The sequence below is a fragment of the Pseudoalteromonas sp. MSK9-3 genome (genome assembly GCF_003590335.1).
In the GTDB taxonomy this organism is placed as follows: Bacteria; Pseudomonadota; Gammaproteobacteria; order Enterobacterales; family Alteromonadaceae; genus Pseudoalteromonas.
The window spans coordinates 11,397-33,260 of sequence record NZ_MIET01000042.1 but is presented as its reverse complement, the minus strand read 5'-3'; the positions used below and the strand labels follow the sequence as shown (position 1 = coordinate 33,260).

Below are 21,864 nucleotides of genomic sequence, written 5' to 3'. Positions count from 1 at the left end.
TATATGATTTGACAGATGTGAGCTGTCAGCGGTATAAGTGCATCATGAATCCGTAATCAATCACTTTACCCAATGGAACCATTGATATTTTTTAAATGTTTAGCAGATGAAACTCGGCTAAAAGCATTGATGTTGATCAGCTTAAAAGAGTCACTGTGTGTGTGTGATATACAATGCTGTTTAAATCTGAGCCAACCTAAAATCTCACGTCACCTGGCCGAATTACGAAAATGTAATTTGGTGATCTCTAGCCGTAAAGGCAAATGGATCTATTACCAATTAAACCCTGAGCTCCCCGACTGGGCAAAAGAAGTACTTCAAAAAGTGACGGTAGAACAGCAACAGAGCTTAAAATCTTGCTTAGCTGCATTGCACTGCTAATAGCTTTATGGATTATCGATTGTTTAGTAATACACGAGATATACTTTACTACCGCCAAACCTTACCCCAACGCTGTTTGCCTACATATTCAAAGCAAACAATCTAAACTACTTGGCTTGTCTATATCATCTACCGTACACTCAGCACTATGTATACGTTACTTATTTAGAGATTGCAGTGGCACAACAACAAACTAAACCAACTGGCGTCTTTAGCCAGCTTCTGTTTAATATTATTATTCCAGTGGTCATTTTGACGCGCTTTTCAGGGGAAACGGATTTAGGCCCCACATTGGGCGTCATCGTCGCTTTGGCCTTTCCAATTCTATTTGGCTGTTGGGAGTTGAAAAAGACGGGGAAATTTAGTTTTCTATCCGGACTTGGGATCGTATCGGTATTACTCACAGGCGGGATCAGCTTGTTAGAATTGGATGTAAAATATATCGCAATCAAAGAAGCATTGATCCCAGGCTTAATAGGCACCGCCATTATTGTTAGCCAATACACGAAATACCCCTTACTGAAAACCTTGCTATTTAACCCCAATACCATGGATATAGATCGTATTGAGCAGGCCTTAGAAGCAAAAGGAAACTTAAATAAACTGCCAAAAGTACAAATCGTTGCCTCAAATATTCTAGCGGGTTCTTTCTTTTTATCGTCTGTATTGAATTACGTACTCGCAAAAATAATTGTGGTGAGCCCAGCAGGCACTGAAGCCTATAATAATGAACTAGGTCGCATGACGGCATTAAGCTACCCAATCATCGCAGTACCGACCATGATCGTGTTTTTTATTGCTTTTTATTATCTACTCAATTCGATAAAAAAACTTTCTGGATTAAAAATTGAAGAGATGTTTCCAGAGTAGGGTGGATAAAAGATAAAAGTGCCGGATTACAAAGGGCTTAAAACTTTACGTTGAGAAGCCCAAATTCAAAGTTTGTATTACTCGCCAGCCAACATAACAACTGTACTTAATGTGCAGTTGTTATCCCAATAAAACACCATCAATTTCATTTATAGAATACAATCTAGAATTGCCTTAGTCTTATAAGCTCATTGATATAATAACACCCCACAATACAACGACATAGCAGGGGGTCAAGCCCCTAATAATGGCAAATGCTTGCGCTGCTGGTAAGTTAGAGCAAGCTCTATACAGTGCGTAAGCACTAACTCAGGAAGAGGGCTTGATAAAGTAAGTTGAATAGCCCTAGTGCCTTGAAACGCTAATGAGTCACCGTACAGCTCTCTAAACGTGTCAACCAGCTTAGTGTTACAATTGAAAAACAGATAGTAATACTCAGGAGACTTCAACTTCCAATCTAGACGAATTGGGCTGCCTGTTTTTACGCTATAACTGGGCTCTCCCCACTTCAGCGACTCTTCAACTTCGCCCAGCTCTAAAGATGTGGCCACCGTTAAAATCAAGTTACGCAGTGCAACCAAACGCATTTTTGCTTCTTTCGGGTACTGATCAAATCGACATTTAACAGCTTGGTCCATTCATCACGTCCTATTCAAACCATATGAGTTTACATACGCAAGACACGTTTATAGTTCGCCCTCTTTGCCTTGCCTGTTCAGCGCCAATAGTTCCCATATCAACTGTCCACAAACCATTATCATTAGAGCTGATGCCCTTATGTTCGCTAGCCAATCATAGATAATCCATATAATGCAAGATATTTTAGATTTACCCAATCACGTAAAGCCTTTAAGCCCCTTTACTCTGCAGTGTCGCGGTGATGGCTCCAGCGCCCACAAGCAGCCCTCCACTGACTTTATTAAAGCCGTTTTGAAATCTAACCGAGCTGACTTTATTCCGGAGTACGCCAGAAAATAGGGCATAAGACGTTACACTTAAAGTCGATACGAATAAAAAGCTCACACCCATAATAAGCATTTGCGGTAAAGCAGGTAAGCTCACATCTATAAATAGAGGAAAAAATGCCAGAAAGAATATTACGCCTTTAGGGTTCAATGCAGTGACCAAAAAAGCATGGCGATAAACAGCACCTTTTTCCATTGCGGTATGTTCTATGTTGCTAGTACTTACCTTAGTGCGAAATGCTTTGATACCAAGATAAAATAAATAGAGCGCTCCCGCCCATTTAAAGAGATTAAACAATGTAGCAGAAGTTGCTAAAATCGCGCCCATGCCAAAAAATGAACAGGTCATAGCAACAAGATCACCTGACAATGTACCCGCAACTAATGGAGTTACCGACTTTTTGCCATGCGCTAATGCTTGCCCCATCACTAAAAATACAGTCGGCCCAGGTGAAAAACATAAAACCATTGCAGCCGCGATAAATGAAGCCCAAACTTCTATACTCAATTCATTCTCCAGCAAATGTAAGTAATTAAAACGTAAGTCGATACTGACTACATGAAAAACCGCTTACGTATGCTTTTTGTCCTAACAGTTACAGTTTGTACCTATAAAAACACAAGCGCAAGGCCTTTGTTATGAGTTTGAGAGGGCCTTGTTGATCAAATAGCTAACTCCTAATCAACTTCTCAGTTTTAACTCTGTTGCTGATATTTGGGCATACCTAGCCCAGTCATTTTATTTATTGCCTTCACTTTAATCATCGTTTCAGTATGCTGACTATTGAATTGACGACTTTTTAGCTTATCACCCATTAATTGTTTAAAACGATACATCGCTGTCTCAGCAAGTGAACGAAGATGGTACCCTGAACTCTCTTTCCACTGCGATAACCCTATTTGGTGCATCATAAATACAGCATTGTTTCTGGGGTGTCCTTCTTCCCAGTATTGGGCATTGTCTCTTGGCGGTACCCGCATAATCGCACCTTTTGCTGCGACCTCCTCATAGCAACTGCGTGTGTCATATGCTCCATCACCTGTGACTCTGTCTATATTCCTACGCAGTGGCCTGATTAAATCGGCAAGGGCTTCACCATCTGACACATTGACCATCGACAGCTCAGCACCCACAATATCGTGACTTGTCGCATCTACGGCCAAGTGCAGTTTTCGCCAAGTTCGGCGCTTAGACGCTCGATGTTTTCTCGTATGCCATTCACCATTTCCATACACTTTAAGGCCTGTGCTATCGACTACGATATCTATGAAGCCTTTGCTTGCGCTATTTCTATATTGCACATCAAGTGTTTTACTGCGTTTGCATAAACAGCTATAACCCGGTGATTGCAATGAGGTATCCATCATAGTGAGCAAGGAACTTACAAACCCCTCTAAGGCCCTAAGTGGCAAATGGAATACAGCTCTTAAGGTTAAACACGTTTCAATTGCTAAATCAGAATAGTAATTTGAACGACCACGGCCACCGTGTTTTTCGGTATTCTGCCACTTTGAGATGGCACTATCACTTAGCCAAATATTGATGTTACCGCGTTGAACCAAAGCACGGTTGTACTGTGACCAATTCCTAATTTTCTTCTTCATTTCGCATCATGGGTTAAGGCATTTAATGATCTGATCGCACCAAACCAAAGAAGTTCAACTATTTAGGAAACAACGCCGTTTGAGAGCATAAAAGGTATAAGGATAATGCCTGCACTGTGAGTGAAGCAGCGTTACTTTTATCTCAGGGGCTTATCGCATTAGGCGGCTTTACACATCAACACTTGTCATACAATAACCATATTTAAAATAGTAAATTTATCAGCAAGGTTAATCCATCTGCTTCATAATTATAACTTAATCAAGGCTTCTTGCTCACCCTGATACAAGTAAATAGGTACTATTTCACGCTTTCCAGCGTTTTCTCGTAGTTGAAAATAATTTTCAGTGCATTCATTAGAAAAAGAGCTATCTTCTCGGGGAATAATCTTACGTTTAGTGTCATCTCCATACTGGGCGTACAATGTATTACCCTCAAGAGAAATAGTTAAAACTTTGGAACTTGAAGACTGATAACGACCAACCAATTTTTGAGCTAATTGCTTAACCTTTTGTGAATCAATTAATGGTTCAGGTGATAACTTTAGCTGCAGTGCAATCATATCGAGTAACATCGGGCCAGGATGTTTTGTATCAGCATTACTAAATGCAGTAGCAAATAAATTATGCTCAGGAAAATGAACATTCCATGAAAAGAATCCAGGGACCATTCCTTCATGGCTTAAGCTATCTATTGTAGCTAATGGCTGTATATTTAATCCCAGCCCATATTTGATGTATTTACCACTATTTAAGCGCGTTTTAGTCGCCATTAGAGTAAAGTTTTGAAGTGTAATTACCTCTCCTGACGATAAAGCTTTATTCCACCGGCTCATATCAGCAAGCGTTGAAGCAATAGCCCCTGAAGAGTAGATCCAGCTGCGATCAACTTTCCATGAGCGCGATATTAATTGTTCCGCTTTAATATACTGTTTTTCAGCAGGATCGCGCTCTGTATAACCCTGAACATTTCCTACGCTCAAACCTTTGGTCATAACAAATGTATTTTTCATCTGTAATGGCTTAAAAAATACTTCCTCCAAGTAGGCTGAGTAAGGTAGCCCTGATGCCACTTCTATCACTTTTCCTAACAGAATATAGCCTAGATTTGAGTAAGAATATTCCTCTGTGGGTTTAGACTGAACAGGTTTCCTCGTTATTCTGTTAATAACATTTTCAATCGATGCATACTCACCCCAGACTTTGTGTACAGTGGGATCATCCAGGTAATCCGGTAAGCCCGACGTGTGACTTAAAATATGCTCTAATGTTAGATGTTTATAATGAGGATTAATATTAGGAATAAACTTGCCTACAGGGTCTTTTAACGACAGTTTATTACTTTCCAATAGCTTGAATATTGCAGCCGCTGTAAATGTTTTAGTAATTGAACCGATCTGAAAAACATCATCAACTTGAAGCTGCCTCATCGTTTTTAAATCTGCAATACCAATTGCACCACTATAAATCAGTTTGTCACATTGTTCTAATCTCACCACCATCCCAGGTTCACTCAGTGAGTTATGGCACTGTAAAACGGCGTCAAACTTAAGCGTCTGCGCTAACACGCTAAAAGTACAAATCCCTATAACAACACTTAATGCAATAAATCTCACCATGAAAAAGCCCTCTTAAACCGTATTTATTAGAAAGCTCAGATTACGACCGATTACAAACGTAGTCAATAGGGTTATAATTTTTTGTATGAACAATCTGAAAGAGTCTGTTAAAACGGGTGAACACCATATAACGCTAATAAAAAGTCATCAAATAAACTACTAAAACTGACACCCACCCAAAAATTTTGTTAACTTTAAGACGAAAAGCCCAACATAAACAATCTGTTTTGGGTGGATATCAGCTAAAGTCTTTACTATCACTTAGCCAAATATTGATGCTGCCGCGTTGAACCAAAGCACAATTGTACTGTGACCAATTTTTAATTTTCTGCTTCATTTCGCATCATGGGTTAAGGCATTTAATGAGCTGATCGCACCAAACCAAAGAAGTTCAATTATTTAGGAAACAACGCCGTATCACCTAATAATTAATGAATGTATTGACCGTCAAGCGACCGTTAATTACATCATTAAGTAATGATGGCGAGTCAAATTGGACTGAGTGGAGTACCTGAGATTGATAAACCACTAAACGATTATATTTTGCCGGAACCGTAAATATTTTTTCAAAGTAATTTGTACTACTGCTCACATACCCAGTTGGTTTATACTCAGTCAATTCAGCTCTAATTTGATTTCGATATTGCTCAAAACGTTCTTTATTTATAACTTCAAAATCCGTCTGCTTATGTCGATAGAAACTAGTGCCACCTTGCTTTTCATCGCAAAGGTAATGCAAGACAGCGAGTTGTCGTGGGCCCAACACATCAAAATGAGGAATACTTTGCTTAGTATTTAAGCGCTCAGGTGGTAAGGTCAATAATGAAAAGTCACTACTAATCCAGTTAGGATAAGCTCCGGGTAAATTAAAGTAACGACTGATCATTGGGCTAAGTAGTTTAAAGACACTGTCTATATAAAAATTAGGTGCTGGAGTTCGAATGCCTGGGTAAAAATTACCTGATTTCTCTGCTGTAGAGAACTCTTTATCAGCAGCATAATAGGAAACAAATAACTCCGGATCACAGAGTAAATCATCAATAATTAACAATAGGTTATTTTCTTTCCCAAACTTTATTAATTCAACCTGGCAGTTTGGGTTTATTTCAATCCCAAATTTAGGCGCTTCATCTATTACAAATCCTTTCATTATAAGAGCTTCCCAAAACTAATTTCAGTAAAAAAACAAAGGGTAATTAAAAATAATTTATAGGTAACATTACTAATAACAAGCCTAACACTAACATTACAAACACAAATCCCATTATAAGAAATTTAAAAAACCAAGCGTCTCGAAGCTATATTTATAAGGGGATAAGAGATTTACTAAGTATCTTTTCACTAGAAAAGTGGCTACTTATTTTTTTAAAACTTCATAAATAAAAAAGGAAAATTATGCATATTATAATTTTTTGACCATCACTGAAAGTGCTGTATTACCAACACTGACTTTTGCTTCTTTGTCTAATTCCACAACTATAGATGGAGATATGCTTTCCCCATCGATTTTCAGCTTAGTACTGAGGTTCACTGTTGACTCTCCCTCAGGAGTTACCTTAAGTGCAAAGCTATATAAATCATCAACTGAAATTAATGCTTCCTCTTTAGGGCTCACAGTCAATGTCGGTGAACTCACTAAATTTTCACCATTATAGATTTTCGTGGTAACAACAAAAGTATCACTCGCATTTACAAAGGAAGTAAATCCCAGTAACGTAATTAACCCAATTAATTTTTTCATTATTTCTCCTTTTTATCTATTAAGCGTCGTCGTAAGACTAAAATATACATTTAAAATATTCAAGTTTATTTCTTCATAACAATGAAAAAGCATTTAAACTTAAATATATTTTAAAGTATTAAATAAGTACAAAAAATGCGACCAACTGGCTTTGGCCGTACACCCATAGAAAACCTAATATGCGATTGATGGGGTATAGTCAAAACACTCATTAAGCGCGACCTCATTGGTTTCGACAAGTAGGTGTTTATATTGGGGTTTGCACCTCATGCTCTGAAAGTAATAAAGGGAATGCCTACGCTACCAACCGGTACGTGTAGTAGCGAGACTCTAGTACCAGCTAAATGTTACGTATGTAGTTAGTTGTTTTGCTATATAAGCCTATAACGAACGCGCACTTTGCCAGAAATTACGAGCATTAGAGCCCTCGCTCCAGTGCGTAAACTTCTCACGATAACTTTCCCATGGCTCACCTAAAACTTCACGTTCGTCACTGAGAGAATAAGCCATCCCTTCCATAAACCATTGAGGAGTATCAAACCATACCTCTAAGTTGCCCAGTTTTTCATGCTGTAAGTGATGAATAAATTCGTGAGAAAGAAAACTAGAATCCCAAGCGCTAGGACCAATAATAATCCCAAACGTGCTCAACGTTGCGGCTCTCATTTGATTAAAGCCAAATGAATTAAAACACGAAGGGGTGGAACAAAAAATGACTCTAGGGTTGTTCTCAAACGAGGTCACCTGTTTTTCAGTGAATGCATGTGCTGATGCATAAAGTTCTGATGCAGTATCAAGTTTTGAGGACGCCTCAATACAGATAGTAGCACTAACACAATCCACGCCATTAAGCTCAGGCGCCAATATACGGATAGGTTTGTATCCGAACCAAAAAACCAATGGGCTTAGAATCAAAACAACGAATAGCAATCTCAGCTTCATATTCACCTATTCACCTAACTATTTAGTATTTATGCTGAATAATCGCGCATTGTATCTAGCTACCACCTGCTCAGCACGTCAGGGATGGAGCTATTTTTGCTACAGATATTTACTTTTAGTGACTTTACTTACATCAAGCCTATTTAGTCAACCTCATAGAAGATCTAATAGGTAAAGACATAAACAATGGACTTCCCATAGTAACGACGACAGCGGAAAAAGACGAAGCAATTTACTCTACCCCGCTACAGTTATTTTTTTGGCATACTGGGAAAATCCATATACTCCTCTCTAAATTTAATCTTGTTGCCGGTAACACTGACATAGCGTACCCTAGCCGCCAAATTTATAGAACAGCAATTTAATACAAAAAATATGCATCTTTTCTGGCACATTGCTTTAATTCTATTTCACCTAAAATACCGTTAAAAACCACCAAATACCTAGACTCTAAAGGACCATATGAACCTAGAAGACAAACCATATATCAGAGAGATCCAACTCAAACGTGATAAAATTGAAAACTTCGATAGTTACCCTTTTTGTATTCCAGCCATAAAGGAGCTAGAAAGCCTAGAATTTCATCCTGATGTTACTTTTTTCATTGGAGAAAATGGTGCAGGTAAATCAACACTCATTGAGGCCATCGCCGTAGCTCAAGGCTTCAACCCTGAAGGAGGAACAAAAAACTCACTCTTCTCTACGAGCCAAACTCACTCTGAACTTCATGGGCAGATCAAGTCTATTAAAAGCTTTAAGCACCCTAAAGATGGTTACTTCCTTCGTGCAGAAAGTTTTTACAATGTCGCTACTATGATGGACGAAACAGGGTACTTGCAAGGATACGGAGGTCAGTCTTTACATGAGCAATCACACGGTGAATCATTTATGGCAACGCTCACAAATAAACTAAGAGGCAATGGCCTATACATTATGGATGAACCTGAAGCCGCATTATCACCGGCACGCCAAATGGCTGCCATATCTGCGATCCATCAGTTAGTAGAAAAAAACTCTCAATTTATTATAGCAACCCACTCTCCAATACTATTGGCCTATCCTAGAGCGAAAATATACCAGTTCTCGGATTCTGGTATTTCTGAAGTTGCCTATGAAGATACTGAACACTATAAAATTACAAAAGATTTCTTAAACCACCATGAGAAAATGATGAATATTCTAATGGAAACATAATATGAGAAGCCCAGACAGATAATGAATAAAAAGCAGTCAATTTTTTGGGAAGGTGTATTTTATCTTCATCACTTCGATATTGAATTCGAACATTAAGTCTACTTAGCCAATCCACCTATCGCTTCGAACTATCACCATATTACTCGGTGCTTTTAAGTCTTTAATAACACCTAACTTTAAACGCCCTATCAATTATATTCTGACTGCGTGCTAGTTTGACTAGCCCGCCTATAGGTTTAAGAAAATTAAACATGATCACGACATAACAAGTGGCCTCTGATCGTACGTTATGCCTTTAGCTCTAATGCCATTAGTTTTGCATTATGACCATAACTTGGGCAAATTACTGCATCTGGCAGATTTTTAAAACCAAACTTACTCCAGAAACCACTTGAATTTTGAACTGCAACCAATAGTATTTTATTGAACCTTTGTGCTTTGGCTATATCAACTAGGTTGGTCACCAATTTTTTTGCAATCCCTTTGCCTCTTGATTCTCTCGCTAAAGCTAGATCGTGTAAGTACAAATTTAAACTAGCAGTTATAGGGGATTTTTCATGTAATTTAGGAGGTATTTCACTTGGCCACGGGTGTGCTAATAAATAGGCTGAAATAGTGTCACCTTCTTTATACACTGTACAAGTGTTAGGTGATAAAAGCCATTTACTTTTGAGAATATCTACATCTTCGGGCTCAATTTCTAGATAAGCCTCCTCTTGAATTTTTAGAATATCACACCAAGAGTGTTCAGTTATTAAATTAATAGACATAATTTTACCTCTTAGATATAACGCCGCCATCAACCGATAACCAGGGCACTTATGGGCTAAACCGGCGCTTGCACCAAGCTCAAAAACCGAGATAGGGGAAGATCACAGTCCGTTTGATAGCTTTGTTATACATTTATTACAACTACCCAAGTGTTGGCAGTAAGCCAAAAACTAACGTAGTACACGCGATTAGTGATAGCAGTGACCCTGTACGCACCATAATCTTAACCGTAAATTCGGTAGTAACCTTTGCTGAAAACCCAGCGCCAGCGATTGGAAGGGCTTTACTTGCCCCTGTTACAGACGCAATCGTTATTCCCAACCAAATAAGGATGAATCCTACCACGCAACCATACGCCACAAAAATGTCCACAAATAAAGGCAGCACAACCAGAGACCAGATAACACCAAAGATAGCCAGAGCCATTCCACACTGAACAGCAGTCAAGTGACCCGACAGAGCCATCCGAGAATTTTTAACCGCAGGTATCAAAGCACCTTGTATCAAACCGACGAGGAAAAAGGCAATGCCAATAAAGATGAGTTGCTCACCTATTTGTGTAAGTTCTAGCATGATATTCCCCATATATGTATAACACTAGGTGCAATAGCGCTACTCATATTCCAAACCTTGCCAGCGTTAAGCGGGGAACTTTGTTCATGTTTGCTTTTTAATTTTTTACAAGCATTCATTGTTACTCTCCATTGAAAAAACACATGGTAAGCAACGAAATACTAAACTTCATTCACCTAGATTCATTTTTTAATTTACTCAATGTCTGGGGAGCAACACCGAGAAAAGAAGCGATATGATAGGATTTAACTTGATCAAATATAAAAGGGTATTCGTCGAGCAAACGATCATATCTTTGGGCAGCAGTCTCCGACATGAGTGAAAGGACACGTTTATATGTTGCACAATAATACGTGTCATGTATCCATATTCGCGCCAAACGCTCCCACTTCTTTTCTTGTGATATAAACTTATTAAGATCTACCAGTGACGCAACATAAAAAACAGAATCTTCAAGAACTTCAAAGTGAAGCATTGACCCTGTTTTTTCAGAAAAACTAACACTATCATCCATAAAATGGTTTAACCCATGTTTGCTTTTTCCACGAAAATAAAGTTGCCAAGTATGTTCTTTGCCATTCATATCACTTAAATATGATCTGGCTAACCCATGTTTAATAAACCATATTTCACTAAACACGTCACCTGCGTGATGGACCATTGTTCCTTTTTTAACATGTTTTATATCAAACATTCCGCAAGCATAAGCCCACTCTTCATCATTGACCGGAATATAATGCTCAATCATTTTTCTAAAATATTTCATAAAACTACAGCTTTTGATTGGTTTAATATTAAAGTAAATGTCGTAAATGGCACCCAATCAAAAATTAATGCAGGTTCTCGTGCCATAACCAATTTACGTTGGGTGTTTTTTAAATTTTCCCGTTAAAAAATAAGAATGGCGATTATTCAATCAGATCGCACTGACTTGTGTTTACCTATACTAGCAAATGCTTCAATACCGCTAACAATTTTATTTATTCCTTTAGACCCACCAGCCATGAGTGCTCCCATCGTAAATAACTCAAATGCATTGAACAAAATGAGCTGTAAAGTAGGGATCCCAGAAAAAGAAAACACATCTGAAAAAATACGTATTCCAACTAATCCCATCGTTAAACCTATTAAAAACCCAACAATGCCGGCTTGTTTTGTTGTTTCTGCCCGGTAGCTAGCGAGTAACTCTGTCGCTACAACCCGATCAGCTGTGTCTCCATTATCAATTCTATTTACGAGTTTAATTTTTCCTGGCTGCCGATAAGCAATCACGTATAACTCAACAATGCGCTCTACGATGAGTGATAAAAACAGTAACCTTAACAATAATAAAAAGAACTGTTGCGGCTCAGTGAATCCAACCCAAGCTAAGTTGTGACCAATTGCAAAAAAGTGAGAACATACCGACAAAGCGAGTACTGATGTAATGCTAACAAAAATATATTTAATGTTCATAATATAACAAAGCAATCCAAGTTTTATATGAGCGCTATCAAACGAATCATGAGTCTGACGTCAGCCATTATTTTTTGGCCCTATGATTGAACTTTTTTGAATTAAGTTCAATGTTTTATATCTAAAATAAATTTTATTACCGAATGTCCATACAATAAAAAACACACCTAAAGTTGAACTCATACGCATACATAAGGCACCGACAAAGACACGATATATAAGTATCCAAATTAGGCCGTATAGGCTAGAAGCTCATTAGGGGCACTGAAATAACAGTTAAGCCCGGGTATATGTCAGAGCAACGCGTTATTGCAAATGGATCAAACGTCAAATAGTGGAAGCGACGAAGTGAAAAAACGAGGTGATTTATTCTACCCCGCCAGAGTTATTTTGTTTGACACACTGGGAGTGTCCATATATGTCTTTTTAGATTCTTTTATAAATCAGTCATTATAAACAGACAGTAATCATTATTGTGTAAATAAAAAATCAACTGTAAGCTAGGTGAATGTAGCACTGTATTATTCCTCCTCTCTAGTACCAATTATCTATTTATCGAGAGATAAAGTACAAGGGCACGATTAGATAGTTGCTTCTCTTAAATATAACCACCTGATTGCTCATTTTTATTAAAAAACGTACTTATTGATCGAACTGGTCATTTACTAAGTTACCAGCGAGAAAAACTTTCGTGATGGTTTTTGTATTAGCGATATTTTCTAGTGGGTTATTTTTTAGGAATAATAAATTAGAAGCTTTCCCTTGTTCAATAGAACCGTGGTGCTCAGCAATATTAAGTTGCTCGGCCGCATTAATTGTTGCCATCCTCAAAATATCACTATTAGGGATACCAGCATCAGCAAATAGTTGCATTTCCTGATGAACGCTGAAGCCAGGGATCACCCATGGATTACCCAAATCAGTACCTATTGTTAATGGCACGCCCTCTTTGTATAACCGATTTACGAAACTCAAAACCTTTGGCCATACTTTTCTTGCTCGGCTAAAGTCTTCTGGTTTCCAGCCTATGTTAAAAGTAAAGAACGTTTTCCAATTGTTAAGTAACTCTGGATGTACGTGTTTAAGATTTGGATGCCCTATAACATGTTGGCTATCACCATAAAAACTATTTTTAAACGCGATTAATGTAGGGTCTACGTGAACTTTGTTCTCACGTAAAGCTTGGTAGAGTTCTAGCATAGGTATTGAGTTTAGATCAGCACTTTCATACCATTCGAAATGAGCAAAAGCGCCGGGGCGACTATGTTTTTCGTATTGTTCTTTTGCTTCTTTAGGAAGCAGCTTTGATGAAATAGGCATTGCATGGACTAACCCATCGATTTGCCAATTTGCTGCATCAGTCCAACTTACTTCTTCGAGGTGACCAATTACTTTCATATCAAATTTATGCCCAATCTTTATGGCCTCTTTGACCTGCTGATCACTTAAACCTGCATACAATTTGATAATATCAATACCCGCGTCTTTCTGTTGCCCAATAGCGGTTTGTAATGACATATTCTTATTTATATCAATAGTTAAACCATCAAATTCACCTCGATTAATTATTTCTCCTGCAATTAAAGCTTTAGGACCAATAATGTTTCCAGCTGCTAATTCTTGCTTGTACTTCAGGTTGTGTATGCTGCTTCCACCAGGGTTTCTAATAAAGGTTACTCCCCAGCGTAACAGCTCTTTCGCATTCCATTTTGACAATTCATCACTACTGTTCGCATTGATAGCAAGTCTACCTCGTGTTTCTTTTAAGGTAACTTCACCCAACGAAATGTGAGCGTGTGTATCAATTAACCCTGGCATAACGTATTGACCTTGAGCATCTAAGGTATCGAGATGCAAATACCGCTTTGGTAACGTTTGGCCTACGTACTCAATCGTGTCTCCATTTAGCACTAAAAAACTATTTTCGATAATAGCGCCGTTATTGACGTCAACAATATTTGCATTGCTAAAAGATTTTATAGCGTAATTCGATGTTTGGTTAGCATATCCTGAATATGAAGAGCATAGGAATACCGCTGTTGTAATACATTCTAAAAATCTCATAAAAACTCCACTATTTAACTTTAAATTAAGCTCTATATATACAGTGGATATTTTTCATTAAACCTTACAGAAAAATTACTTTATTTTATTTAGAAAAAATTCATTCCTACTTATTACTTTAGAATTTAAAAACCAAGCACACATCAACCAAGCAACACTAAAAGAATAACGCCATAACAAATCGTTCATAGTAAACCCGAGATAAAAGTACTCGTAAGTAAAAGAAGTAATGAACATACCTGAAAAAATTGCAATAACATATTTGGTATACTTACCACGCTTTAGTGCTTCTAAGCTCACTTTTTCCTCATAATCAATTTTCACAGACGTTGAAACATGTACCATGCGATAACTATTTAATCGGCTCTTAGACATATATATAAAGGTAATAACGCCTATTAAGAATGAAAAAAATAGACCTGCTTTTACATATAGCGCCCAAGATTCGCTAAATGCCTTGACTAACAGCCAAGTTACCGAAATAATAATACCTAATTCAATCATAGTTATAGACAGTAAGCTTACTCGCTTTTTCAGTATTTTCTTTTTTATCTGTGTCTGCGTAAGTTGCTCATTGGCACTTTGAGATTGCCAAGCTGCAGTTAAAGACTCTAAATCTAAATCATCTTTCATAATTTGTACTCCAGTATAAAACTCAACACTTAACCATTAGACATTAATTGTGCTAGTAATTTCTTAGCTCTGCTTATTTTTACTGCTATATTATTTTCACTCATTCCGACAATTTCAGCGATATCTTGCTGTTTTACGCCATCAAGATATAGAGTGATAATTTGTCTTTGAATTAATGGAAGCTGCCAAATGGCTTTCATTAAACGTTTTAAATTTTGCTCATTAGTTGCTTTTTGCTCTAACGAAGGAGTGTTCAAAATGTTGTAATCTTCATTGGTTGTTCTTATTTGTTTCACTTGTTTTTTTATATGACTAACCCCAATATTATGCGAAACTTTATACATAAATGTCTCTACTGAACTGTCACCACGAAAGCTATTTAATGACTGCCATATTGCTATTGCCATTTCCTGTACAAGCTCCTGTCGTAATTCAGGTATAACTTCATAAGTTGACGCAATTCGTGAAAGACGAGGCCAAAAATTATTGATTAATTTATCTTTATCCATACTTTACTGATAAGTTTTATAAATGGGTAAATCCATTGTTTATTATTGTTGACTCGCTATCATTTTTTAAATGAAAGTAAATTTGGGTACAAAAAGTCAAGATTCATACTATTTAGGTTATGATCTTATGCGCCACAAAGAAAACAGCACTGAATGCCACGATCACCTCCAAAACAACATAGACTAACCCAACCTTCAAAATACGTTGAAACAATTTACTTTTTTGCATCTTTTCTGCTATCTGATTCATTACAATACCCTTTAACTTTTGCCTGCTTTTTCAATTAGTGGTGATCTAAAAGAAATCCTTACACTTTTTATTTTTCTTTTTTCCTAAGCCATTGAGCTTCTCAGGTATCGTGATGCAATAATTTAGGCAGTAAATCAAACCCCGAACCCAAACAATAAGCGAACCATTTATGAGTAAGTACTGATAAGGAATAAACTGCTTATTGGCTCCCTCTTCCTATAGCCGTCACATATTGAGTCCGTTTCAGGCGGTTTATCGGGCAATAAAAGATACTTATTAGAGGCTTGCCTGCCTGAGAGTTTTAGTAATCGAGGATAAAAAACATAAAGTGAGGTAGACCGCCATCAGTCGAGAAATGGGCCATATTATTTTGTCATTAAAAAATAAACAGGTAACAAGTGGGGTCCACCCAAAAATTTTGTTGATTTTTGAGACGAAAAACCCAACATGAGCAATCTATTTTGGATGGGTGTCAGCTAAAATCAGCTTCAGCTAAAATCAAGCTCTTCGGGCTTGTTCAACACCCAGATAAGGTGTCGGCTGCGCGACACCTATCCTTATTTGTTATATTTTCTTCTCAGCTAATTTAGGCATTACCTTGTATGCATATTCTTTGGTTACTACTCCCATTTGGGTAGTCGTAGTGAATCCAACTGCACCTGCAATACTATAAAAATCACCTGCTGCCATAGAGTAGTGAATATAATAAACCTTACCCTCTTCAAAAGTACCTGAAACTACACCATCACCTCCATTAGCATATGCTTTTTCTTCCGCAGCAATTTTATGAACTCCAGCAGGAACTTTATAAACATGATAACTATCGTTTGAAAGATCATTAACTCGACACCCATTGATAGAAAATGGAGTTGAATATAAGATGCCGTAGAAAGCATCTGGGCGATATATAACAAGTGTCGTCTCGTTAGATGAAGAAGATGCTTTTGGTAGTTCACATCTTGGGCTTGTCGTTGCGCAGCCGGTTATTGTAAGAACCAAAGTAAGTATAATGATATAAAGCTTCACACAGAGCTCCCGAAAATATAACTATTTAGTATTTATGCAGCACGTTGTTTATGTTGCATAATCGCTTGTTGGACTGAGCCGCTAACTGCTCGATGTGTCAGAGTTGATGTTATTTATGTTATGGGAATTTGCTTTTAGTGGCATGAGGTGCCTTACGCCTATTTTATCAGCTTATCTTTCGCGCTTAAACCATCCCTGAACTACTCAGTACGTTTTATCCTGCCATTAGAACTAATTTTCGCTGATTTATCAATGATATTTTTACCACACACGCTCTTTTCTAGCCCGAACACTTAAGCAAGTTAACCCGTTGATTTAATTCAGCAAGCTCAGTTACTAACTCGTTCGTGCTAATTTCATTGCCTCTTCATTTGAATAAATCGTAAGACCTCGATTTTGCATACTTCACAAGGCTAATCAGGGGATGATGATGCTGCTTCAAACTTTTTCTTTTTAGCAATAAGTGACATCTATTCAAAAGTCAATGCTGAACGTCGTATGACAATTGATTTACGTTGGGTGTCTACTAAATTTTTACTTACGTTGGGTGTCTACTATCACAATTTTGTTTGACACACTGTGAGTGTCCATATATGTCAGTTAAGGTTTCTGTGCCAACATAATAGCCAACATACTGAAACGATGATTAAAGTGAAGGCAATAAATAAAATGACTGGGCTAGGTATGCCCAAATATCAGCAACAGAGCCAAAACTGAGAAGTTGATTAGTAGTTAGCTATTTGATCAACAAGGTCTACTGGGAGTGTCCATATATGCCACTTTAACTTTGTTTATATAAGTATCGGCATTTAGTTGAAAATGCCTTTGAAAAATTAAAGAAGTACCGAGCGATAGTAACTCGGTACGATAAGCTCAAAGCAAATTATAAACGTATGGTCGCTTTGGCTTGTATTATGTGTTGATTACCAATGTGAAAAATCAACACACCCTAGAGTTAATACGAATTATTTACTCACAAGTATAAGGGCCATCACAGCTAATCCAAACTCTTTCAATCCGACAAGAGTTTTCATCTTTGACTCTTTTATTAACTTGATTATAACCAAGCTCACTTTCAAATAAGTGTAATGTTCCAGATAAACTATAGCCAGGAGTTGAGCTCCCTCCGCCTTTTCTTACTGTGTGCGTGATAGAATTAGCACATGATGTATGAGAATTAAAATGTTTAGTAACTTCAACCCAACCATCATCGTAATACTGATTACCTGCAAAACCATTGAGTTGGCCTCCCCAAGAGCACTGGGTGAACTTTTCTTGAACTTGTATTATTTTATAATCACAAACAGTTGTCTCTTGCCAATACCCACTACTAGCTTGTACTGAAGCACACGAAGACAATAAGGCAAACAGTACCACTTTTTTATTCAACATTTCATATTCCTTATATTTAATGTTATCTTTACAGGGACAACCTACATGAATGCCACCCTTGTGTCCACAATTACCTAAATTTAAGCTAATATCGCGTTGTTTCCTAAATCATTGAATTTCTCTGGGTCTGTATGATCAGACCCGAATTCAACATGCAAGTGCACCACGTATAAAAACTAGATAAAAATAAGACACTTCTCAGTTTCTACTAATGTAAATGCGCGACCAACTACATTTTAGGAGCTGACGAAAGGCCATTAAAAGCGCAGCTAAAACAGCACTAATCACCAAAAATGTTAGCTGCCATACATTGAGGCACTCTTTTGCAACCCATTTACTACAAAGTGGTGCTGATATTAGAACTGTACAGGAACAGCTAGGTCATAGTGATGTAAAAACCACACAGATTTACACCCATGTTTTAGAACGCGGTGCTAACTGTGTCACGAGTCCATTATCGGCACTTTTTTAATGAGGCCTACTCGATACCAATACCGTATCACTGCAATTTAAAACAACTATCTATCAGTTTTAGCCGTAACCACGGGCCATTTTTTGCAGGTGAACGCCCACCCTATATCCCTAAAATAAAAACTCACAACTATACGCCGCCTATCTCGCTACAATTTCTCAACGAGCCAACACAATACAACACAATAAACACATCCCCCCTCAACTACACCAATTTCGTCAGTGCAGCCACGGTATTATGTAACATGCGCTCAATGATCTGCTCATTTAAAATATGTTTTGACGCTTTAAAACTGATACTCAAACCTGCATTTTCACATTCAGTGATTGTCACTTGTACTAAGTGATACAACACCTCATCAGGCGATAACATCAGCTCGTCAAGCAACTTATCCGCGCTGATCCCAAGGCGGGCTGATTCAAATAGCGTGTCGAGATTAAACAAGGCATTGTTTTCATATACCACATGTACATAAGGCCGTGCTGTTTTTATTTTTTCCGCCAAGGTGTGATGCTGGGCAAAATAAAGGAGCTGTAAAAAGCTATGGCCGCCATTTGGTAACTGCGCCACATCTTGCTTTGCCTGTGTTAGCTGTAATGAAGGGTTTGCGTGGCGCGTAATTAACAACGGCACACTGTTAGCAAACCACCCAACTGATTGGCTAACATCCACACACCCTGCTTGGTAAGTACGCCCATGTACATCTTGTGATAACAACAGCTCACTTTCTCCGGTTAACCAATAAAAAGTCTCGGCTAATGCCGCATACACGCCATGTACAATGTTTACTCCTTGCGCTGCTAATTGCGTACGAATGTCGGCCATTTGAGTGGCTGAAAATACCGTTTTTTTAGCTACATACTGCGCGCTGCGGGTATTTTGCTCAATTCGACCATTTAGCTGCGCAAAAAACACCGATGCATGATCAAGGGCATTAAGCCAGTAATCAGCTTGGTCATTAAAGCCGCCTTCTAGCGCAATATCATGTAACTGTTTTTGCCAATGAAATAACCCTAAATCGGTTTTTCGACAAAATTGTTCTGGCGAATGCAGCAGCACCATCATATCGCTCGATAGCTGCGCTAAGCTCACATCATCCACCAGCATATGATTAATCGCAAAGCAAATATATTGCCCAAATGCACTATCAAACACCTGCACAGTCAACAAATTATCGCTAACGCCCATTTGCGCAACGTGTGCACTAAAGCGTTGTGTGACTAAGGTTTTAAATTCAGTGTCGCTTTCACAATCTAATGAATGATATCCCACTTGCGTAAACGAAGTGAGCTGCTGAGATGGCTCAGGGTGTGTGTTAAAACACAATCTTAAGCTTGGGTATTTACGCAGCAGTATGTTCAATACGGTGGTGATTTTTTTTACCTCAAACGCCTGTACGCAATACAAACTGAAGGTCACTAACCATTTAGCCAATTCTGGGTTTTCAATCATAGAAAGTTTATTGGGCAGGGCGTAATTGAGTAGTGCGCTATCAAATTTACTGTGTTGCTGCTCCGAGTGCGCTTGTGGTAATGAGCCTAATGGTGAGTCAGACAGCAATTGCCATATTTTTACCGGCACATCACTGTGTTTGCAGCGCGCCTGTACTGCTAATGCTCGCAGTGAGTCGCCGCCGTTGTCTCTAAAGCTGCGCGATGTATTGAGTTCTGCTATGGGAATATTTAACACACCCGCAATTGCACTCAATACCGTATTTGGCTGGTGTTCTTGCGCCAATTGTTCCAGAGTACGCCGTGCGTCTGCCAATTGTTCATACTTGGCATACAATGCTTTTTTATCGATTTTACCTATGGGTGTCAGAGGTAAATCATGCAACTCTTCTATGAGGTTTGGCTGCATGTACGCAGGTAACTGAGCGTGTAAATGCGCTCGCAGTTGCGCATGGTCTAATTCGGTGGCACAGGTTACATAAGCAATAAGTTGGCTTTCAAAGCAAATAACCGCACTCAACGTTACTTGTGGGTACTTCTCAAGCACCGCCTCAATGCCGTCTAGCTCAATACGTTGCCCCATGATTTGTACTTGATTATCGAATCGGCCTAAAAACGTTAAGCAACCTGTATTATCTTGCTTAACCAAATCACCCGTTCGATAGTACCGCGTAAAGCCATTACCACTGGGAAGTTCAACAAATTTTTCTTGGGTTTTAGCCTCATCATGTAAATACCCAATCGCAAGCCCGGTACCGCCAATGTATAACTCTCCTTCACTAGCCGGTTGCCCAGCCTTATCAAGCACAAGTAACTGACTATCACCCACAGCATGGCCAATTGGAATACGGTTTAAATGCCTGTCATCAGGCTGTACTTCATGAATTGCAGAAGTAATTGTCGCCTCAGAGGGCCCGTACTCATTCACCAAACGACACCGAGTAAACAAGCCCAGCGTATGCCACTTTTTAACAATACTGAGGTTAAGTTCTTCACCACCGAGCACCAATATTTTAAGTGATAAATACTGCCACCACATGGTGGCGCGTTCATCACTTAATAACGATAAGCAAAAGCTAGGGGCTAGATCGGTAAACGTAATATGGTGCAACTGACAAAACTGTACAAAGTCTTCTGGGTCAACCAAAGAGCGGTCACTAAAGTGCAAGCTGGCCCCTCCGAGTAACGTCATCATGCATTGCTGAATAAAGGTATCTGTACAGCACGACACCATACATAATGAACGGTCTGACTCACTCAGAGAATAAAAGTTACGTGCGAATTCTAGTTTGTGCGCTAAGCTCGCCCGAGATATTTCAATGCCTTTGGGCTGCCCGGTCGTGCCTGAGGTATACACAATGTAGGCGACCAAGTCCGCTTCATTTTGGTATTTGTAATCATGCTGATGCCGTCCCCACGCAATATTCTGCCCCACTAAGCACGACAAACTATCATGATCTTTGTCAGGCTCCGTGATCGGCACATACAAACTGGGCGCACTAAAGGTCAAATGCTGACAGTCAGTCAATACCCAGCCAGCTCGACTATGTTCTAACATATAGTCAGTGCGCAATTGCGGAAAGCTTGGGTCTAAACAGACAAACGGCGTACGACGGATAATGCAGGCCAGCATACTTGCCAAAACAACCCGCTTATCATTGCTATAAATGCCAATTGGGCGAGTATGGCACACCAAATTGTCATCCATTAACCTCAAGCATTGTGCAACTTGCTGCCTTAAATGTGCAAAGCTAAACTGCCATCGCTGGCTCACTATCGCTAGGCCATTTGGGTTTTGCGTCATAATATCTAACACCAACTGATCAAGTGTTACATGGCGGTGATTGACCTCACTAGGATGCTCGGGCTGCTTTGACATTTTAGGCATAATACTTCTACTCAGAACAATACAATTTCATCATCGCCAGACAAACAACGCGCGGTTTATCCGGCC

The 21,864-nt window shown here is 38.7% G+C and carries 21 protein-coding genes and 2 pseudogenes; 5 read left to right on the top strand and 18 right to left on the bottom strand.

Annotation, left to right across the window (positions count from 1 at the left end; all coding sequences use genetic code 11):
• The first annotated feature begins 72 nt into the window (after positions 1-72).
• Both BGP78_RS17970 and BGP78_RS17965 read left to right on the top strand, forming a co-directional pair.
• Positions 73-381, top strand: coding sequence for a metalloregulator ArsR/SmtB family transcription factor (locus tag BGP78_RS17970; RefSeq protein WP_119862671.1), 309 nt, complete (start codon positions 73-75; stop codon positions 379-381).
• Positions 382-558: 177 nt separating this feature from the next.
• Complete coding sequence (locus BGP78_RS17965; RefSeq protein ID WP_119862670.1) at positions 559-1,251, top strand: VC0807 family protein; 693 nt, start codon at positions 559-561, stop codon at positions 1,249-1,251.
• Positions 1,252-1,484: 233 nt separating this feature from the next.
• Here BGP78_RS17965 and BGP78_RS17960 read toward each other — a convergent pair whose 3' ends face one another.
• The 7 genes from BGP78_RS17960 to BGP78_RS17930 all read right to left on the bottom strand — a co-directional run bounded on the left by BGP78_RS17960 (position 1,485) and on the right by BGP78_RS17930 (position 8,120).
• A complete protein-coding gene (locus BGP78_RS17960) occupies positions 1,485-1,889 on the bottom strand; it encodes a DUF1801 domain-containing protein (protein WP_119862669.1) in 405 nt (134 codons plus the stop codon).
• A 211-nt stretch (positions 1,890-2,100) separates the two neighbouring features.
• Positions 2,101-2,724: a LysE family translocator gene (locus tag BGP78_RS17955; protein WP_119862668.1), complete on the bottom strand. Its 624-nt coding sequence runs from the start codon at positions 2,722-2,724 to the stop codon at positions 2,101-2,103.
• Between the two features lie 188 nt (positions 2,725-2,912).
• The gene (locus tag BGP78_RS17950) at positions 2,913-3,821 is read right to left on the bottom strand and encodes an IS5 family transposase (RefSeq protein ID WP_119862667.1); all 909 of its coding nucleotides are present in this window, start codon (positions 3,819-3,821) and stop codon (positions 2,913-2,915) included.
• Between the two features lie 248 nt (positions 3,822-4,069).
• On the bottom strand, positions 4,070-5,437 hold the full coding sequence (locus BGP78_RS17945) for a serine hydrolase (RefSeq protein WP_119862666.1): 1,368 nt from the start codon (positions 5,435-5,437) through the stop codon (positions 4,070-4,072).
• Between the two features lie 421 nt (positions 5,438-5,858).
• Positions 5,859-6,587 carry a DUF6445 family protein gene (locus tag BGP78_RS17940; protein WP_119862665.1) on the bottom strand — a complete coding sequence of 243 codons (729 nt, stop codon included), beginning with the start codon at positions 6,585-6,587 and terminating at the stop codon, positions 5,859-5,861.
• A 252-nt stretch (positions 6,588-6,839) separates the two neighbouring features.
• A complete protein-coding gene (locus BGP78_RS17935) occupies positions 6,840-7,178 on the bottom strand; it encodes a hypothetical protein (protein ID WP_119862664.1) in 339 nt (112 codons plus the stop codon).
• 381 nt (positions 7,179-7,559) lie between these two features.
• Complete coding sequence (locus BGP78_RS17930) at positions 7,560-8,120, bottom strand: hypothetical protein (protein WP_119862663.1); 561 nt, start codon at positions 8,118-8,120, stop codon at positions 7,560-7,562.
• A 462-nt stretch (positions 8,121-8,582) separates the two neighbouring features.
• On the opposite strand from BGP78_RS17930, the gene BGP78_RS17925 reads away from it, so the two are divergent.
• Positions 8,583-9,314 (top strand): AAA family ATPase, encoded by a 732-nt coding sequence (locus BGP78_RS17925; RefSeq protein ID WP_119862662.1) that lies wholly within the window; start codon positions 8,583-8,585, stop codon positions 9,312-9,314.
• A gap of 287 nt (positions 9,315-9,601) precedes the next feature.
• Here the strand turns inward: BGP78_RS17925 and BGP78_RS17920 are convergent, their stop codons facing one another.
• From BGP78_RS17920 to BGP78_RS17885, 9 genes are all read right to left on the bottom strand, one after another.
• Positions 9,602-10,084, bottom strand: a complete 483-nt coding sequence (locus BGP78_RS17920; protein WP_220475522.1) for a GNAT family N-acetyltransferase — start codon at positions 10,082-10,084, stop codon at positions 9,602-9,604.
• Positions 10,085-10,226: 142 nt separating this feature from the next.
• The gene (locus BGP78_RS17915; protein WP_119862660.1) at positions 10,227-10,658 is read right to left on the bottom strand and encodes a hydrogenase; all 432 of its coding nucleotides are present in this window, start codon (positions 10,656-10,658) and stop codon (positions 10,227-10,229) included.
• 172 nt (positions 10,659-10,830) lie between these two features.
• Positions 10,831-11,424 carry a Crp/Fnr family transcriptional regulator gene (locus BGP78_RS17910; RefSeq protein WP_119862659.1) on the bottom strand — a complete coding sequence of 198 codons (594 nt, stop codon included), beginning with the start codon at positions 11,422-11,424 and terminating at the stop codon, positions 10,831-10,833.
• 146 nt (positions 11,425-11,570) lie between these two features.
• Positions 11,571-12,113: a hypothetical protein gene (locus BGP78_RS17905; RefSeq protein ID WP_119862658.1), complete on the bottom strand. Its 543-nt coding sequence runs from the start codon at positions 12,111-12,113 to the stop codon at positions 11,571-11,573.
• A gap of 642 nt (positions 12,114-12,755) precedes the next feature.
• Positions 12,756-14,177 carry an amidohydrolase family protein gene (locus tag BGP78_RS17900; protein WP_119862657.1) on the bottom strand — a complete coding sequence of 474 codons (1,422 nt, stop codon included), beginning with the start codon at positions 14,175-14,177 and terminating at the stop codon, positions 12,756-12,758.
• A gap of 75 nt (positions 14,178-14,252) precedes the next feature.
• The gene (locus BGP78_RS17895; protein WP_119862656.1) at positions 14,253-14,810 is read right to left on the bottom strand and encodes a hypothetical protein; all 558 of its coding nucleotides are present in this window, start codon (positions 14,808-14,810) and stop codon (positions 14,253-14,255) included.
• A 29-nt stretch (positions 14,811-14,839) separates the two neighbouring features.
• Positions 14,840-15,319 carry an RNA polymerase sigma factor gene (locus BGP78_RS17890; protein ID WP_119862655.1) on the bottom strand — a complete coding sequence of 160 codons (480 nt, stop codon included), beginning with the start codon at positions 15,317-15,319 and terminating at the stop codon, positions 14,840-14,842.
• Positions 15,320-15,431: 112 nt separating this feature from the next.
• Positions 15,432-15,569, bottom strand: a complete 138-nt coding sequence (locus BGP78_RS22705) for a hypothetical protein (protein ID WP_182912319.1) — start codon at positions 15,567-15,569, stop codon at positions 15,432-15,434.
• Positions 15,570-16,133: 564 nt separating this feature from the next.
• Positions 16,134-16,595: a DUF2846 domain-containing protein gene (locus BGP78_RS17885; RefSeq protein WP_119862654.1), complete on the bottom strand. Its 462-nt coding sequence runs from the start codon at positions 16,593-16,595 to the stop codon at positions 16,134-16,136.
• Between the two features lie 788 nt (positions 16,596-17,383).
• Between BGP78_RS17885 and BGP78_RS17880 the strand changes: the two are divergent.
• Positions 17,384-17,518: pseudogene (locus BGP78_RS17880) on the top strand (IS5/IS1182 family transposase); the annotation flags it as partial.
• A gap of 46 nt (positions 17,519-17,564) precedes the next feature.
• On the opposite strand, the gene BGP78_RS17875 reads toward BGP78_RS17880, so the two are convergent.
• The gene (locus BGP78_RS17875; protein ID WP_119862653.1) at positions 17,565-17,987 is read right to left on the bottom strand and encodes a hypothetical protein; all 423 of its coding nucleotides are present in this window, start codon (positions 17,985-17,987) and stop codon (positions 17,565-17,567) included.
• A gap of 247 nt (positions 17,988-18,234) precedes the next feature.
• Here BGP78_RS17875 and BGP78_RS17870 point away from each other — a divergent pair.
• A pseudogene (locus tag BGP78_RS17870) lies at positions 18,235-18,459 on the top strand (tyrosine-type recombinase/integrase); the annotation flags it as partial.
• A 204-nt stretch (positions 18,460-18,663) separates the two neighbouring features.
• On the opposite strand, the gene BGP78_RS17865 reads toward BGP78_RS17870, so the two are convergent.
• Positions 18,664-21,798 (bottom strand): amino acid adenylation domain-containing protein, encoded by a 3,135-nt coding sequence (locus tag BGP78_RS17865; protein WP_119862652.1) that lies wholly within the window; start codon positions 21,796-21,798, stop codon positions 18,664-18,666.
• Positions 21,799-21,864: the final 66 nt, after the last annotated feature.

Excerpts from the sequence above, each read along its gene's own strand:
- BGP78_RS17970 (WP_119862671.1), top strand. The coding sequence starts at position 73 with ATGGAACCATTGATATTTTTTAAATGTTTAGCAGATGAAACTCGGCTA.
- BGP78_RS17960 (WP_119862669.1), bottom strand. The coding sequence starts at position 1,889 with ATGGACCAAGCTGTTAAATGTCGATTTGATCAGTACCCGAAAGAAGCA.
- BGP78_RS17950 (WP_119862667.1), bottom strand. The coding sequence starts at position 3,821 with ATGAAGAAGAAAATTAGGAATTGGTCACAGTACAACCGTGCTTTGGTT.
- BGP78_RS17945 (WP_119862666.1), bottom strand. The coding sequence starts at position 5,437 with ATGGTGAGATTTATTGCATTAAGTGTTGTTATAGGGATTTGTACTTTT.
- BGP78_RS17940 (WP_119862665.1), bottom strand. The coding sequence starts at position 6,587 with ATGAAAGGATTTGTAATAGATGAAGCGCCTAAATTTGGGATTGAAATA.
- BGP78_RS17935 (WP_119862664.1), bottom strand. The coding sequence starts at position 7,178 with ATGAAAAAATTAATTGGGTTAATTACGTTACTGGGATTTACTTCCTTT.
- BGP78_RS17930 (WP_119862663.1), bottom strand. The coding sequence starts at position 8,120 with ATGAAGCTGAGATTGCTATTCGTTGTTTTGATTCTAAGCCCATTGGTT.
- BGP78_RS17925 (WP_119862662.1), top strand. The coding sequence starts at position 8,583 with ATGAACCTAGAAGACAAACCATATATCAGAGAGATCCAACTCAAACGT.
- BGP78_RS17920 (WP_220475522.1), bottom strand. The coding sequence starts at position 10,084 with ATGTCTATTAATTTAATAACTGAACACTCTTGGTGTGATATTCTAAAA.
- BGP78_RS17915 (WP_119862660.1), bottom strand. The coding sequence starts at position 10,658 with ATGCTAGAACTTACACAAATAGGTGAGCAACTCATCTTTATTGGCATT.
- BGP78_RS17910 (WP_119862659.1), bottom strand. The coding sequence starts at position 11,424 with ATGAAATATTTTAGAAAAATGATTGAGCATTATATTCCGGTCAATGAT.
- BGP78_RS17905 (WP_119862658.1), bottom strand. The coding sequence starts at position 12,113 with ATGAACATTAAATATATTTTTGTTAGCATTACATCAGTACTCGCTTTG.
- BGP78_RS17900 (WP_119862657.1), bottom strand. The coding sequence starts at position 14,177 with ATGAGATTTTTAGAATGTATTACAACAGCGGTATTCCTATGCTCTTCA.
- BGP78_RS17895 (WP_119862656.1), bottom strand. The coding sequence starts at position 14,810 with ATGAAAGATGATTTAGATTTAGAGTCTTTAACTGCAGCTTGGCAATCT.
- BGP78_RS17890 (WP_119862655.1), bottom strand. The coding sequence starts at position 15,319 with ATGGATAAAGATAAATTAATCAATAATTTTTGGCCTCGTCTTTCACGA.
- BGP78_RS22705 (WP_182912319.1), bottom strand. The coding sequence starts at position 15,569 with ATGAATCAGATAGCAGAAAAGATGCAAAAAAGTAAATTGTTTCAACGT.
- BGP78_RS17875 (WP_119862653.1), bottom strand. The coding sequence starts at position 17,987 with ATGTTGAATAAAAAAGTGGTACTGTTTGCCTTATTGTCTTCGTGTGCT.
- BGP78_RS17865 (WP_119862652.1), bottom strand. The coding sequence starts at position 21,798 with ATGCCTAAAATGTCAAAGCAGCCCGAGCATCCTAGTGAGGTCAATCAC.